Genomic DNA, 15,423 nt, shown 5'->3' on the forward strand with positions numbered 1-15,423 from the left:
GCGATGACGATCGCAAGAGGTCGCGGTGACCGCACGCTGATGCGCGTCAAGCGCGTCGGCAACGCCCCGCTCAACGTGCTCGACCGCGCAGGCGAGCAAATGTCGTTCTACCTGCGGGCCATCGGGTGGATTCCCAAGACCGCAGTGCATTACAAGAAGGAGGTGCTCCGCCTGCTGGCGGAGGTCACCTTCGGCAGCGGTGCGCTCGCCGTCATCGGTGGGACCATCGGCGTGATCGTGATGATGTCCGGCTTCACCGGCATCGTCGTCGGTCTACAGGGCTATGCAGCCCTCGAACAGCTCGGTAGCTCCGTGCTCACCGGATTCCTGTCCGCGTACGTCAACACCCGTGAGATCGCGCCGATTGTCGCAGGACTGGCACTCTCGGCCACCGTCGGCTGTGGTTTCACCGCCCAGCTCGGTGCCATGCGAATCTCCGAGGAGATCGACGCGCTCGAGGTGATGGCCGTACCCAGCGTGCCGTTCCTCGTGACCACCCGCATGATCGCAGGCTTCGTGGCCGTCATCCCGCTGTACATCGTCGGGCTGTTGGCGTCGTACGTCGCATCCCGAGGGATCAGCACCATTTTCAACGGGCAGTCCACGGGGTCCTACGACCACTACTTCAACCTCTTCCTACCTCCGGAAGACGTGTTGTATTCGTTCTTGAAGGTGCTGATATTCGCCTTCGTCCTGATCATGATCCACTGCTATTACGGCTACCACGCCTCTGGCGGACCTGCCGGTGTCGGCGTCGCAGTGGGCCGTGCCGTTCGTACCGCGATCGTCACGATCGCCGTACTGGACTTCTTCTTGAGCCTCGCCATCTGGGGCACGACCACCACAGTGAGGGTTGCGGGATGATCGACTCGCCGTCGCGACTGAAGCGAGTACTCCTCGGTTTGGCGTTCTTCCTGGTGCTCATCCTGTTCCTGGGGTGGAGCATCACGTCCTACAACAAGACGTTCAAAGATGTGGTGAAAGTCAGCCTCGAAACCGACTCGGTCGGCAACGCGCTGCCGATGAACGCGGATGTCAAGGTGCGCGGAATGATCGTCGGCGAGGTGCGCTCGGCGTCCACCGTCGACGGCGTCGTGACCTCGCAGCTCGCCATCGATCCGGACAAGGCACCGCTGATTCCGTCGAACGTGACGGCACGGTTGCTTCCCAAGACACTGTTCGGTGAGCGCTACGTCTCGTTGATCGTGCCCGAGAACGATGCGGCGTCGCCGATCTCCGAGGGCACGGTCCTCAAACAGGACACCAGCGGAAACGCCATCGAGGTCGGGCAGTTGCTCGACGGCTTGCTTCCACTGCTGCAGGCGATTCCGCCACAGGATCTGGCGAACACCCTCGGGTCGTTGGCGCAGGGCCTCAGCGGGCGCGGTGAGCAACTGGGCCAGACCATCGACAACCTGACGAACATCGTGTCGGGTCTGAACACGGAGTTGCCGAACATCCAGCAGACGTTGGTCGGGCTGGCCGACTTCTCGCAGACCTACGCAGACGCGGCACCGGACTTGGTCTCGGCGCTGGACAACTTGCGGACGACGGGCAACACCGTGGTCGAGCGGCAGTCCAGCCTCGACACGCTGTACGGCTCCCTGACCTCGGCGTCGTACACCACTGCGGACTTTCTACAGACCAACTCCGAGAACCTGATCGGATTGGCCGCGAACTCTCGGGAAGCGCTCGAGCTGCTGGCCGAGTTCTCCCCGACGTTCGGCTGCACGTTCACTTATTTCGCCGAAGGTGCCAGGCGCGGAAAAGTCGTACTCGGTGAGGGCGACGAGTACCCCGGCATCAACGTCTCCGCACCGTTCGTCAACCCGAAGGGTCGTTACTTGCCGAACCAGGACGAGCCGCGCTTGTTCGACGATCGCGGAGCCACCTGTTTCGAGCCCGCGGCGCCGGGGGAGTTCTTCCCGCAGTATCCGGGAGGCTCGATCAACGACGGTTCCTACCAGGTGCCGACCCGGAACCCGGGCCCGCAGGTGATCGAAGGACAGGGACCACCGAAGTCTGCCCAGAGTTCCATCGTTCCCGCCGTCTCCGCATCCGCGCAGCCGGCGAGCTACGAGGGCTCCGACTTCGAGCGCGACACTCTGGCCGTGATCTACGGACAGGCGAGTGGTGTTGCACCGGACAGTATTCCGTCGTGGGCGGCCGCTATCGGCGCACCGGCACTGAGAGGAGTGGAGGTGACCGTGCCATGAGAGGCCTTCTCGCGCCGATCATCAAGTTGGTCGTGTTCGCCGTGATTACGATCATTGCTACGGCCACCCTTGCCTTCACCATCGCCAATTCCAGCGGCGGCGGCGGCACCAAGTTCTCGGCTGTGTTCACGGACGTCACGTCTCTCAACGAGGGCGACGAGATTCGTATCGCGGGCGTTCGTGTCGGCCAGGTCGACAAGATCGAGATCGCCAACGAGCGCGAAGCCAAGGTGGACTTCACTCTGAGCAGTCGTGATTGGCTCCCGGCCAGTTCGACGGCGACCATCCGATTCCGGAACCTGGTGGGCCAGCGCTACATCGCCATCGAGCAGGGTTCGGGAGATCAGGGTCGGAAGATCACCGACGGTGCCACCATTCCGTTGGAGCGGACCAAGCCTGCGGTGAACCTGACCACGCTCTTCGACGGCTTCCGCCCGCTGTTCACCACGCTCAGCTCCGATGACGTCAACAAGCTGTCGTACCAGATCATTCAGGTGTTCCAGGGGGAGTCGGGCACCATCAACGAACTGGTCACCAATACGGCGACCCTGACCAACACCGTCGCCGACAAGGATCAGGTCATCGGGCAGGTCATCACCAATCTGAACAACGTGTTGGAGACGGTGAACCAGAACGACGGGCAGCTCGACAGCCTGATCGTCAACACGCAGCAGCTCGTCTCGGGCCTGTCGGCCGACCGTGGTGTCGTCGGCTCCGCCGTGACGTCGCTCGCCGGCCTGACCAACGCGACCGCCGACCTGCTCGAGCCGACCAGGCCGTCGATCCAGGGTTCGGTGACTGCGTTGAACACGTTGGCCGAGACAGTCAACCGACGAAGCGACGACGTGGACACGGTCCTCGGAATTCTGCCCGTCAAACTCGAGAAGCTCATTCGCACGGCCCAGCAGGGATCCTGGTTCACCTTCTATCTGTGCGGTATCGACATCGTCGCCGGACCGGGTAGTTCGCCGAATCTGAATCTGCCGACCGGGCTGCCGACCGTCAACCAGCCGCTGTACACGAACTCCGCAGCGCGTTGCAAAGCTGGGGGGATCAAGCAATGAAATCTCGTCGTAGTCCGGCCACCATCGGTGCGCTAGGTATCGCAATCATCCTGCTCGCCACGATGTCGGTCTTCTTTCTCGACCGGCTCCCGATCATCGGTGCGGGTTCGGTGTACACCGCCGAGTTCAGCGAGGCAGCAGGGCTCAAGCCGCCCAACGAGGTCCGTATCGCGGGCGTGAAGGTCGGCAAGGTCACCGATGTGCGTCTCGACGGCGACCGGGTGCTCGTGGACTTCACGGTCAAGGACGCCTGGGTCGGCAACGAGTCGCGAGCGGCCATCGCCATCAAGACTGTGCTGGGGCAGAAATATCTGGCGCTCGACCCGAGCGGTCCGGAGACGTTGAGCCCCAAGGACCCGATTCCGCTCGAGCGCACCACGTCCCCGTACGACGTGATCGACGCGTTCTCCGCTGCGGCCTCGACCATCAGCGACATCGACACCGATCAGCTGGCGACGAGCATGCGGACCCTGTCCGAGGCGTTCTCCGAGACGCCTGCGAACATCCGTGCCTCGCTCGACGGTGTGACTCGGTTATCGCAGACCGTGGCCAGCCGTGACGAGGAACTGAAGAAGCTGTTCGAGGCCACCGGCGAGACCTCGAAGGTGCTGGCCGACCGCAACGAGCAGTTCAACCAACTGATCACCGACGCGGGCCCGCTTCTCGAAGAGCTCAACAATCGGCAGCAGGCCATCTCGCAGCTGCTCACCGGCACTCAGCGAGTGTCGCAAGAGCTGACCGGCCTGGTTCGCGACAACGAGGCCACCATCAACCCGATGTTGCAGCAGCTCAACGGCACCATCGAGATCCTGCAGCGCAACAACGACAACCTCGACCGTGCGCTGAAGCTGTACGAACCGTTCATTCGGCTGTACACGAATCTGACCGGCAACGGCCGGTGGATAGACATCACGCTGGCAAACCTCACACCGCCCGGAGTTCCGTTGATACCTGGTTACCGCCAGCCCTCGCTCGATACGTTGGCGGGGAACTGATGACAGACACGCAGACAGCACCGAGAAGCAAGAACAAGCTCGCGCTGATCGCCGTCGTCGTGACCGTGGCGCTCGTCCTCGCGGTCGCCGGCTGGTGGCTGTTCACCAGGGCCGGAACGACCAAGATCACCGCCTACTTCGACAAGTCGATCGGCATCTATTCCGGCTCGGAGGTGCGCGTGCTTGGCGTCAAGGTCGGTACGGTCGACTCCGTGACGCCGCAAGGCGAAGACGTGGAGGTCGTCCTCCGCGTCGACCGTGGGGTCGACATTCCTGTGGACGCAAAGGCCGTGCAGGTCACCCCGTCGCTCGTCGCCGACCGCTACGTCCAGGTTTCACCCGCCTACACCGGCGGCGACACCATGGCCGACGGCGCGACGATCGGTCGCGATCGCACCGCAACACCCGTCGAGGTCGACGAGCTGTACAAGTCCATCGACGACCTGTCCACCGCCCTCGGTCCGGACGGCGCGAACAAGGACGGCGCTCTCACAGATCTGGTCAACACCGGTGCAGCCAACCTCGACGGCAACGGTGAAGCGTTGGGCAACAGCATCACCCAGCTCTCGGCCGCCGGTCGAACGTTGAGTGACTCGCGCACCGACGTGTTCGACACGATCAAGAACCTGCAGACGTTCGTCAGCGCCTTGGCCGTCAACGATCAGCAGGTACGCAACTTCAACACCCAGTTGGCCGACCTGACCGGTTTCCTGTCGGGGCAGCGAGAGGACCTCGGAGCTGCACTCCAACAGCTGTCGGTCTCGCTCGGCGACGTGGCGACGTTCGTCGCGGACAACCGGACCCAACTGACCGATGCCGCGAACGGTCTCACGGTTCCGACGCAGACACTCGCCGACAACCGCGAGCAGCTGGTGCAAACGCTCACGTTGCTGCCGCTGGCCATCAGCAACCTGGTAAACGCCTACGACGCCGAGTCGGGAACGCTCGCCACGCGCGCCAATCTCCAGAACGAGACCCAGGATCCGCTCGGCACCCTGTGTCAGCTCATCGATCTCGGAAAGCTGGTTCCCGGTGATCCGCGCTTCGAAGCACTCGGTGCGCAGATTCAGCCGATCATCGATCAGTGCTCCAACATCACCACGATGATCCAGGCCCCGATCAAAGACCAGAACCGGATCGTGCTGCCGTTCGGCGTTCTCACCAACGACATCGAGCAGAACGTGTCCGTGCCGGGCACCGTGCCTGGCGTCGTCTCGCCCAGGCTCGGAAACAGCTCGATGCCCGGACTGGAGCAGTCGTACATCGGAGGTGGGGGACAGTGAGAGCCTCTGTGAATCGGAATCGAGCTCGAGTGAAGCGTTCTTTGGTGGTCGGAGCCGGTGCGTGCGTGGTGGCGCTGTCGGCCGGAGCATGCTCGTCGGCCGGCATCTACGCGATACCGCTGCCCGGCGGTGCCGACGTCGGTGAGAACCCGTTGAACCTGACGGTGCAGTTCGACGACGTACTGGACCTCGTCCCGCAGTCGACCGTGAAGGTCGACGGCGTCTCGGTCGGCCGCGTCGACTCGATAACGGTCCCGAACGACGGCTGGACCGCCGACGTCAACGTCATCTTGAATTCCGACGTCGACCTTCCGGCCAACGCGATCGCATCGGTGCAACAGACCAACCTGTTGGGCGAGAAGTTCGTGCAGCTCTCGGCACCTCCTGGCGACGAGGAAGCAGCGCGTCTTCAGGACGGGGCCACGATCCCGCTCGATCGCACCCGCCATGCCACCGATATCGAACAGGTACTCGGTGCGCTCTCGCTGCTGCTCAACGGCGGCGGTGTCGGGCAGCTCTCGCCGATCGTCAAGGAACTGAGCACGGCGTTCGACGGTCGCGAAGGCAGAACCAAAGAGCTTCTGCAGCAAGCGAACACCCTCATCGACGGCCTCAACCAGCAGCGTGACGACATCACCCGCGCCATCGACGGGCTGGACACTCTCAGCGGCCGCGTCAACACGCAGACCGACAAGATCGACGCAGTGCTGAAGGATTTGCCGATCGCCACCGAGGTTCTCGAGCAGCAGCGCCCGCAGCTGACCGAGATGCTCGGAGCGCTCGACCGTCTCGGAGCCGTCGGCACCGACGTGATCGACCGTTCCAAGGACGATCTCATCGCGGACCTGCGGGCACTACGCCCCACGCTCCAGGCCCTGGCCGATTCGGCGGACGACGTGGTGAGCTCGCTCGCGGTGATCCCCACCCTGCCGTTCGCGGACGGCACCGAGAAAATCATCGAGGGCAACTCGGCGAACCTGTTCCTTTCGCTCGACCTGTCGATCGGAACTGCGTTGCGCAACTTCGGCGTCGGGGAGGGCGATCCGGTCTACATCCAGCCCAAGTACGGCAACACGCTGCCCGTCGTCGACCCGTCGAATCCGTACTACAACGGCAACGGACCGCGCCCGGGTTGGCCGACGATCTCGCTGCTGCCGTTGCCGCCGATCATCCCGTCACCGGTTCCCGGTCCGGGTGCACCTGCGAACGAGCAGGCAGCGGCGGCCGCCGCGCCCGCACCGGCCGATCCGTTCGCACCGTTGAACGATCTGCTCGAGCGATTCGGAGTTGGACAGTGAGATCGAGACTGGTTCGCATTCAATTGGTCCTCTTCGTCGTGGTCGCCGTACTGGGGTCGGTCTATGTCGGTGCCAAGTACGTGCGACTTGACAACATGCTCGGCTTCGGGCAGTACCAGGTCGATCTGAACCTCGCCGATTCCGGTGGCATCTTCTCCAACGCCGAGGTCACCTACCGAGGTGTCCCGGTGGGAACCGTCGGAGATCTGGAACTGACGGAAGACGGGATCCGAGTCGCGCTCATGCTCGACGACGGCGGCCCGGACATCCCTGCCGACACCAAGGCCGTCGTGGCCAACAGGTCGGCCATCGGTGAGCAGTACGTCGACCTGCAACCCGAGACCGACCAGGGCCCGTTCCTGGTCGACGGTTCGCAGATCGCGGAGGCCGACACCACCACACCCGTGCCGGTGGAACAGGTTCTCGCCAACACGAACACGCTGGTTCGGTCGGTACCGCTGGATACGTTGACGCGAGTCGTCAACGAGCTCGGTGTGGCGTTCGACGGAAAGGGCACGGATCTTGCGTCTCTCGTCGATTCGCTCGGGAACATCTCGGAGGCAGGCAACGAGGCGCTGCCGCAGACGCTCGCGCTGGTGCGCGACGCGGTGCCGGTGCTGAACACGCAGTCCGAGCAGTCGGATCTGATTCGGCAGTTCAGCACCAGCTTGGATGAGGTGACGGCTCAGTTGAAGTCCAGCGATCCGGACATCCGTCGCCTGATCGACACCGGCACAGCGGCGGGCGATCAGCTCGGTGGTCTCATCACCGATGCCGGTCCGGCTCTGACGACCGATATCAACAACCTGGCACTTGTTGCTGCGCAGGCCGAACCCCGGTACTTCGCGCTTCGTCCGTTCCTGACGTTCCTGCCTGCCCTCGGTGCCGGCATCTCCACCATCGTCCCGGACGACGGCACGATCCATCAGGGCCTGTTGCTCGAGACCAACAACCCGCCCCCGTGCACGGTGGGCTACGAGGGCAGCCAGGCGATCCTCGACGAGGAGAAGCGCAAGAACCCGAACTTCGATCCGACTCGGGAGAATTACCCGCTGAACCTCGACGCGAACTGCGCCACACCTCAGGGCAGCGTGACGGGCGTTCGTAGTGCGAACCGCATCGTGTTCGCCGATCCGGATGTGCCGCAGCCGTGGGACCTCAAGCCCAAGGTCGATCCCGAGAAGTTGAACCTCAACCCGATCGCCACCCAGTTGGCACCGCTGATCGGCGTCACGCCGAAGTAGTGAAATCGGAGAAACTGCTGCTCAGCACTATCGTCGGGCCGAGAGCGGTTCGGCCAGATATTACCGAGTAGTAGGGTGGAAAGTGTGAACTCGAGCACCGAAGCCCCGGAGTCCCCAGCGACTCCGGGGCAGAACAAGACAGCGAAGATTCTGCTTGCGGTCGTGACCGTGATCGCCGTGGTTGCGCTCGCAGCGGCAGTGTTCTTCGGTTACGGCTGGGGCAAGGCGTTGTTCAGCCAGAAGCCCATGGCGGACACCCGCGACGCGGCTCTCACCGGCGCTCAGCAAGCGGCCGTCAACCTCAACACGGTCGACGCGGCCACCATCGATCAGTCGTTCGACAACATGAAGTCGTCCATCACCGGCGACCTGATGCTCAACGACCTCGAGCAGACGCGGTCGGGCATTACCGACCAGGTTCGTCAGTCCGGTGCCAAGAGTGAGGCAGAGGTTCTGCACGCAGCGATCACCGAGCTCAGTACCGACGAGAACACCGCCGAGGCGCTCGTTGTCATCGCGACGACGACCACCTGGCCCGATCGCGTCGAGCGGAGCAAGCTGACGATGCGATTGGCCATGGAAGAGATCGACGGGGTGTGGAAGACCAACAAGGTCGACCCGATCGGTTCACGGATCTCGCTGGACAACCCGAACACCAACCCCGTCATCCCGACGGAGCCTGGTGCTACCGACCCGAATGCGGCAGACCCCAATGCTGCAGATCCGAATGCGGCAGACCCCAATGCTGCAGATCCGAATGCGGCAGACCCGAATGCGGGCACCCCCAGCGCGGAAGCAACGCCGGCTCCACAGCCGGATTCCGGCGGTAACTGACGTTGCCCGGCAGTGTCGTTTCCGTCTGTAGTGCAGTGAGTTTCGAAGGAGTTCTGTAGTGCCTCCCCAGCGTCGCAAGATCGTTCCACCCACGACCACCAGCAAAGTCCGTCGCAAGGTCGCCGGAGCCGGGAAGTCGGCAGCGCCCGACGCGGATTCGAGCGCCGTGAAGGGTTCGGATGCAACCGACAGCGCTGCGCCCACCACTCCTGCGCCCACCACACCCGCGCCCACCACACCGGCATCGAGCACGCCTGTCGCCGACGAGTCCTCCGCTGCGAAACCCTCGCTCGAGAAGTCCGGTACCGGCAAGGCAGGCAGCGGTAAGACCGCTGTCGACGAGGCCGCAACCGACAAGCCCGCCGTCGACGACACCGCAACCGACACGCCGGCCGCAGGCGAGACCGCAACCGGCAAGGCCGACTCGGAGCCTGCTCTCATCGAGTCCGGAGCGTCCGACGCGAATTCTGCGGATACCACGCAAAGCAGGTCGATGTCGGGAATCGGCTACAAGCACGTGTTTGTCGTCGCGGCCGTTGCCGTGGTGCTCGGTGCCTTCGCTGCTGTGGCGTCGTTCAAGCCATTCGCAACGATTGACAATGCAGCCTGGGTGGATTCTGCAGCCACTCAGGAAGTCACCTCTGCCGCGACCGATGCGCTTCAGACTCTCTACACGTACAAGGCCGAGACGATCGATGCCGATTTCGATGCCGCCCGTGCGGTCCTCAATCAGTCGATGCTCGACGAGTTCAACTCCACCGCCGACACCACCAAATCTGCTGTGGTGCAGACGATGACAGGAACCGAGGCCATGGTGACCGACATCGGCGTCTCGCGGTTGGAGGACGGCAGTGCCGAGCTGATCGCCAATGTGAACATCAGCGCCACACAGAACGGCGTTGCTTCGGGTAGTGCCGAGGGCCCGTTGACGGTCAACATGGAAAAGGTCGACGGCACCTGGAAGCTGTCGGCAATCGACGACCAGTAGTACCGGGATTCGCTGGCCCCGCTTTTCGGATCGGCCCCGTTCGACGCAGTAACGCTGCGCGGATGGGGCTTTTTCGTGCGTTCGTCGCTCATCTGTCGCCGGTGCACGACGGGATTAATATCGCGATTGCGTCCTGGCTTGTGACGAGCCCTGGTTGTTCGGGACAACCATTTCGACGCTCGACAGCCAGGGATGGATCCGATGAATACGGAGCATGCTGGTCATGACTGACACAACTATCGAATTGTCCGTGCTGGAATCGAGGTCCGGTCGGTCGGGCTTCGCCGAGAACGTCAATCCCGAACTGTACCGATTGTTGTCGGCCCTGAATTTGGATCGCGAGTACGTGCGCGGCGACGGAACAGTCCTGTTCGACGCCTCCGGCCGGCGCTATCTGGACTTCGCGGGGGCGTACGGCGCACTGCCGTTCGGGCACGGACCTACGCCGATCTGGCAGGCGATCAATGATGTTCGGTGCAGTGGGGAGCCAATTTTCGTGCAGCCCTCGGTATTGACGGCGGCAGGGGAACTGGCGGATCGGTTGGGGCGCATCGCACCTCACGGGTTGACGCGAACGACGTTCGTCAACAGCGGTACCGAGGCTACGGAGGTGGCGCTCAAGATCGCGCGGTCGCATACCGGACGGTTGGGCGTGTTGACCACCGGGAACAGTTTCCATGGCAAGACGCTCGGAGCACTGTCTGCGACCGGAAGCGTCAAGTATCAGGCCGGGTTCGGCGCACCGGTCGAGGGTTTCGATCACATCGAGTTCGGTGATTCGGGCGCGCTCGACGCGGCCCTGTCGGCAGCGCCGGGCCATTACGCGGTGTTCCTGGTGGAGCCGATTCAGGGTGAAGGCGGAGTGGTGTGTCCGCCCGACGGTTATCTGCGGCGAGTGCGGGAGATCTGTGATCGGCACGGAGTGCTGATGGCGCTCGACGAGGTGCAGACGGGACTCGGCCGGACCGGCCGGATGTTCGCGTCGGAACACGAGGGGGTGGTGCCCGACATTCTGACCGTCGCGAAAGCGCTCGGTGGCGGGATCGTGCCGGTGGGTGCGGTGTTGTGTGCACCGAAGTTGGTAGACGAGAGCTTTGCGCTGCGCCACACGTCGACGTTTGCGGGCAACGCGTTGGCGGCTCGGGTGGGCATCGCGGTGATCGACGAGTTGACCCGGGACGACGGCGCAGTGGTGACGAACGCTGCCGTGCTCGGCCGGCAATTGTCGAAGGATCTGAATGCGTTGGCCGAGAAGTATCCGTCCGTGGTCACCGGTGTTCGTGGTCGCGGGCTCCTGCTCGGCATCGAGCTCACCGCCGACGTGAACTTCGTGGGACGTCAGTCGCTACTGGGTTCGATTGCGCAGCAACACAACCTGACGGCGGTCATCTGTTCGTACCTGCTCGACGTCGAGGGAATCCGGGTGGCTCCGACTCTGTTCGGTAACAGGGTGATTCGGATCGAACCGCCGTTGACTGTGTCGGCGGTGCAGTGCTCGCGGCTGATTGCAGCACTCGACCGTGCGCTGGGTTACGCGGCGATGGGGGACATGGACGGATTGTTCGGGCACCTTCTGGGCCGTCCGACCGTCGGTACCCCACCGTCGCTCGCTGCGCTCCGCCCGGGCCGCATCCCCGATATCGCCGTTCGTCGCACCGATCGGCGGTTCGCGTTCATCGCGCACCCCTTGAATCTGGAGTTCTTCGCCGCCTTCGACCCGGCGCTCGACGTCTTCCATCATGGCGAGCGACAGGATCTGCTCGAGAGGTTCGCTGCGTCGACATCCGAGCTCGACCCTGCGTCGTTCGTCATCGGCAGTGGCCGGGTCGTCGGGGGAGGGGACGCCAAGGCACACGGCGACCTGATCGGGTTGCCCTACACCTCGGAACAATTGCTGCACTTGCCGACCGAGCAGGCGCTGCGCGTGGTGGGCGGCGCCGTCGAACTCGCGATCTCGCGCGGTGCGACGGTCGTCGGGTTGGGCGGCTATTCGTCGGTCATCACCGGTAATGGATTGGGCCTCGGCGCGAGGTCGCGTCCGATCACCACCGGCAACACGTTCACCGCCGCAGCGAGTCTGCGGGCTGTTCGACGCGTGTGCCGGGAACGCGGAATCGACGTAGCGCAGGCCCGAGTGACGATTCTCGGTGCTGCCGGGGCCATCGGTCGGACCATCGGCAAGCAGTTGGCCGGCGAGGTCGGCAGTATCGCCCTGGTCGGTCGGCGGGGTGAGAGCACGGTCGTCGCGCCGAAGTTGTGGGCGGCCGCGCAGGAGATGGTGGCGAGTGCGACGGGCGGGTCCGGCACGGGGAATCTTGCCGTTGCTGCACACGAGATGAACGGCGACATGGATGATCTGATCAAGTCGCGGCACCTCGAGTTCTTCACCGATCCCGTTGCTGCGGTGCAGGATTCGTTGATCGTTATCGCAGCCACATCGGCGCCGCATGCGTTGATCGATCCGACGGACCTGATGGAGGGTGCCATCGTCTGCGATGTTGCGCAGCCGCCGAACATCGGCCGAGACGTGCGCGGTGAGCGGCCGGACGTGACGGTGTTCGACGGCGGCATCGTCAGGGTGCCGTCGGGTTCGGATTTCGGGTTGACCTACGGGTTGGCTCCGGGTCTGACGTATGCCTGCATGGCGGAGACGATGTTGATCGCCCTGTCGGGTGAGTTCGACCTCCGCAGCATCGGCACCACTCTCGACGGTGACAGCGTCGAACGATTGGGTGAGCTGGCCGACGTCCATGGGTTCGCGCTCGCCGAGGCCACTCGGTGGCGCGAAGGTAGTCAGTAGTCGGCGGGGGCCGGGGTTCCCGGGAGTTCGGGAACCCCGGCCCCGTCCCGCCCAGTCCCAGTCGGTCGTGTCGGGGTGGGATGCAACCACCAGTTCGCGTTTCCCATCAGCGCGACGAGGGCGGGCACGAGCATCATCCGCACGATGGTGGCGTCGATGACGAGACCGACGATGATGCCGATACCCACCAGTCGCATCATCGACAGTTCGGACAACGAGAAGAACGCGGTGACGGTGATGAGCAGCAGCGCTGCGGCCGTCACGATGCGTCCGGTGTGAGCGGCCCCGAGGCGGACTGCCTCTCTGGTGCCGGCTCCGTTGTCGTGGGCCTCCACGATGCGTGAAAGCAGAAAGATCTCGTAGTCGGTGGACAGGCCGAACACCACCGCCATGACGAGGATGCTCATCGTGGACTGTAGAGGGCCGGCAGTGACGCCGATCGGCCCGGCACCGTAGCCGTCGTGAAAGATCCAGGTGAGCACACCGAAAGTGGCCGCCAGGCTGACCATCGCCATGGCAATTGCCTTGAGGCTGAGCACGATCGAACGAAAGGCCAGTGTCGTCATCGTGAATGTGGCCAGCACCATGATGGCCAGCATCCAGGGAATGGTGGAGTAGATCGCGTCGATGCCGTCCTCGCTCTGCGCGGTGCTGCCGCCTACGCCGAGCGTCGTCCCGGCAGGAGCGGGGATCGATCGAATCGCATCCAGTGTCGCGAGTGCAGCGGGGGTGCGATCGGCCGAGTTCATGATGGCATCGACCACGGTCAGATTGTCGGTGCTGCCACTGGGAAACGCGGCCGTGACTCCGTCCACGCGGCCGACTGCAGCGGTGACTTCGGAGACCGCGGCAGGGCTCGGCGGTTGGTCGGTGACCGATTCGACGACGACGGTGACGCTGCTGTTGGCGAGGGTGAATTCGGTGATCAGCTTCTGCGTGGCGATCCGGGCGGGTGAGTCCGCCGGCAGACCCGTGTGGTCGAGGTCGCCCAGAGCTACTCCGGAGATGGGTGCGCAGAGGACGGCCAGCACGCCGATGATGGCAACGGCCACGAGGACGGGCCTGCGCATCACGCGGTCTGCGACTGTGCCCCAGAACCTCTGCGCCCGTGCCTCGCCGCGGTCGATCGCACCAGTGCGCCAGCTCAGCGAATCGATGCGGGGGCCGAGGAGGGCGAGTGCGGCGGGCAACGCGGTCAGCGAGATCACGGCGGCGACGGCCACCGCTGCCATGCCGCCGATGCCCAGTGAGCGAATCATTGCCTGCGGGAAGATGAGCATGCCGATGAATGCACAGATCAGCAGCAGTGCCGAGAACGCCACGGTTCGGCCGGCGGTGGACATCGTGCAGCGTACCGCATCCACCGTTCCGTGCCCGTTGCGCAGCTCCTCGCGAAACCGCGTGATCACGAACAGGCTGTAGTCGACGGCCATTCCGAGTCCGACGAGGGATGCAATGTTGGTCGCGAACACCGACACCTCGGAGACGCTGTTCACCGCTCGCAGCACGGCCAGGGAGGCCAGCACGCTCAGTCCGCCGATCACCAGCGGAGTTCCTGCGGCGACGAGTCCGCCGAACACGATCAGGAGCAGGACCAGCAGAATCGGGAAGGTGATGATCTCGGCTCGCACCAGATCTGCCCGCGCTTGCTCGTTGTACGCGTCGAAGACGGCCGAGAATCCACCGAGCTGCACGTCCGCGCCATCGATCGTCAACTTCTCACGCAGGTCCTGGTAGGACTTGACGCGCCGATCCTCGTCGCCGGTCAGAGTCAGCACCGCGAGGGCAGAGTTGCCGTCCGACGATCGAAGTCCGGGAGCAAAGGCGTCGGGCACCGTCCAGTAGGTGACGGGGTCGCGGGCCAGTACACCCGCGTCGATTCCGGCCAGGCTTGCCGCCACCGCGTCCCTGATCCCGTCGACCGTCCGCCCGTCCGTCGGGGTGTAGATCACCGCGATGTCCGGAACGTCGCGACCGAACCGGGATTCGACGAGTGCGTCGATTTTCGCCGACTCGCTCCCGGGATCGCTGTAGCCACCGATGCTGAGTTCGTCGACGACGCCCAGGCCCCAGGTTCCGGCGAGCAGGACGGTTGCCACCACGGCAGCGAGGACCCAGCGCGCACGGGCGATGACGAACTCGACGACGGGCGAACCCCTGCTCACGCGGGGCTGCCGAGGGCTCGACACCTGCATGCAGCGCCGATTTTTACCACCGTGACCATGTTGTCCCCCCGCGAGACGTGATGTGAGTGCTCCGTGAATCTGTCTGTGGCACAGAGGAAGATCTGTCACACAGCACGTCCGATGACAGAACGACGCCGCCCCCGGTTGCGACAGAAGAAATACAATCAGAAGCAGCGGCCGATTGCCATAGCGGCAGCGGATTCCCGCGGACCTCTTGACGAAGGAAGGCGCAGGGGTCACTCTTGTCGTGAAGGAGCACCCCCGTGGTGACCGACCGTTGCCGGTCGTCAGCCACAGTCTTCTGTCACCGTTGCTGTTCGTTCGGGCCTCGGCGAGGAAGGCCGACACGCTGCTGCCGACTCGGCGCGCGAACGGACCTCGGGTGCTACTTTTGATGCCCCCGTTGCGCTGTGCGCACATTTGGGGTACCTTTGGACGTTGCGCTGGCTGCCTCCTGTCCACCTCTCGATCGCTGTTACCCGAAAGCACGTTTTCGGGCCGCTGTGATGGGGATT

Annotated in this window: 11 protein-coding genes; 10 read left to right on the forward strand and 1 reads right to left on the reverse strand. The window is 64.1% G+C overall.

Features of this window, described 5'->3' with window-relative positions; genetic code table 11:
- Positions 1-3: 3 nt before the first annotated feature.
- The 10 genes from VF34_RS01775 to VF34_RS01820 all read left to right on the forward strand — a co-directional run bounded on the left by VF34_RS01775 (position 4) and on the right by VF34_RS01820 (position 12,722).
- Positions 4-864 (forward strand): MlaE family ABC transporter permease, encoded by an 861-nt coding sequence (locus VF34_RS01775; RefSeq protein ID WP_027498223.1) that lies wholly within the window; start codon positions 4-6, stop codon positions 862-864.
- On the forward strand, positions 861-2,216 hold the full coding sequence (locus tag VF34_RS01780; protein ID WP_008713865.1) for an MCE family protein: 1,356 nt from the start codon (positions 861-863) through the stop codon (positions 2,214-2,216). The genes VF34_RS01775 and VF34_RS01780 overlap by 4 nt, the downstream gene beginning before the upstream one ends.
- On the forward strand, positions 2,213-3,280 hold the full coding sequence (locus VF34_RS01785) for an MCE family protein (RefSeq protein ID WP_027498222.1): 1,068 nt from the start codon (positions 2,213-2,215) through the stop codon (positions 3,278-3,280). Before VF34_RS01780 ends, VF34_RS01785 begins: the two co-directional genes overlap by 4 nt.
- Positions 3,277-4,275: an MCE family protein gene (locus VF34_RS01790; protein WP_008713869.1), complete on the forward strand. Its 999-nt coding sequence runs from the start codon at positions 3,277-3,279 to the stop codon at positions 4,273-4,275. The genes VF34_RS01785 and VF34_RS01790 overlap by 4 nt, the downstream gene beginning before the upstream one ends.
- Entirely contained in the window at positions 4,275-5,558 is a 1,284-nt protein-coding gene (locus VF34_RS01795; protein WP_027498221.1) for an MCE family protein, read from the forward strand. The genes VF34_RS01790 and VF34_RS01795 overlap by 1 nt, the downstream gene beginning before the upstream one ends.
- A gap of 29 nt (positions 5,559-5,587) precedes the next feature.
- Positions 5,588-6,856, forward strand: coding sequence for an MCE family protein (locus VF34_RS01800; RefSeq protein ID WP_027498220.1), 1,269 nt, complete (start codon positions 5,588-5,590; stop codon positions 6,854-6,856).
- Complete coding sequence (locus tag VF34_RS01805) at positions 6,853-8,100, forward strand: MCE family protein (protein WP_027498219.1); 1,248 nt, start codon at positions 6,853-6,855, stop codon at positions 8,098-8,100. Before VF34_RS01800 ends, VF34_RS01805 begins: the two co-directional genes overlap by 4 nt.
- Before the next feature lie 84 nt (positions 8,101-8,184).
- Complete coding sequence (locus tag VF34_RS01810) at positions 8,185-8,934, forward strand: hypothetical protein (protein WP_027498218.1); 750 nt, start codon at positions 8,185-8,187, stop codon at positions 8,932-8,934.
- 58 nt (positions 8,935-8,992) lie between these two features.
- Entirely contained in the window at positions 8,993-9,922 is a 930-nt protein-coding gene (locus VF34_RS01815; protein ID WP_027498217.1) for a hypothetical protein, read from the forward strand.
- A gap of 223 nt (positions 9,923-10,145) precedes the next feature.
- Complete coding sequence (locus tag VF34_RS01820; protein ID WP_027498216.1) at positions 10,146-12,722, forward strand: aminotransferase class III-fold pyridoxal phosphate-dependent enzyme; 2,577 nt, start codon at positions 10,146-10,148, stop codon at positions 12,720-12,722.
- On the opposite strand, the gene VF34_RS01825 is transcribed toward VF34_RS01820, so the two are convergent.
- Positions 12,716-14,887 carry an MMPL family transporter gene (locus tag VF34_RS01825; protein WP_027498215.1) on the reverse strand — a complete coding sequence of 724 codons (2,172 nt, stop codon included), beginning with the start codon at positions 14,885-14,887 and terminating at the stop codon, positions 12,716-12,718. The two genes, VF34_RS01820 and VF34_RS01825, sit on opposite strands and share 7 nt — an antisense overlap.
- Between the last annotated feature and the right edge of the window lie 536 nt (positions 14,888-15,423).

This window comes from Rhodococcus sp. PML026 (assembly GCF_000963615.1).
GTDB classification, from domain to species: domain Bacteria; phylum Actinomycetota; class Actinomycetes; order Mycobacteriales; family Mycobacteriaceae; genus Rhodococcoides; species Rhodococcoides fascians.

Coding starts and splice junctions, on each gene's coding strand:
- VF34_RS01775 (WP_027498223.1), top strand. CDS start 4: ATGACGATCGCAAGAGGTCGCGGTGACCGCACGCTGATGCGCGTCAAG.
- VF34_RS01780 (WP_008713865.1), top strand. CDS start 861: ATGATCGACTCGCCGTCGCGACTGAAGCGAGTACTCCTCGGTTTGGCG.
- VF34_RS01785 (WP_027498222.1), top strand. CDS start 2,213: ATGAGAGGCCTTCTCGCGCCGATCATCAAGTTGGTCGTGTTCGCCGTG.
- VF34_RS01790 (WP_008713869.1), top strand. CDS start 3,277: ATGAAATCTCGTCGTAGTCCGGCCACCATCGGTGCGCTAGGTATCGCA.
- VF34_RS01795 (WP_027498221.1), top strand. CDS start 4,275: ATGACAGACACGCAGACAGCACCGAGAAGCAAGAACAAGCTCGCGCTG.
- VF34_RS01820 (WP_027498216.1), top strand. CDS start 10,146: ATGACTGACACAACTATCGAATTGTCCGTGCTGGAATCGAGGTCCGGT.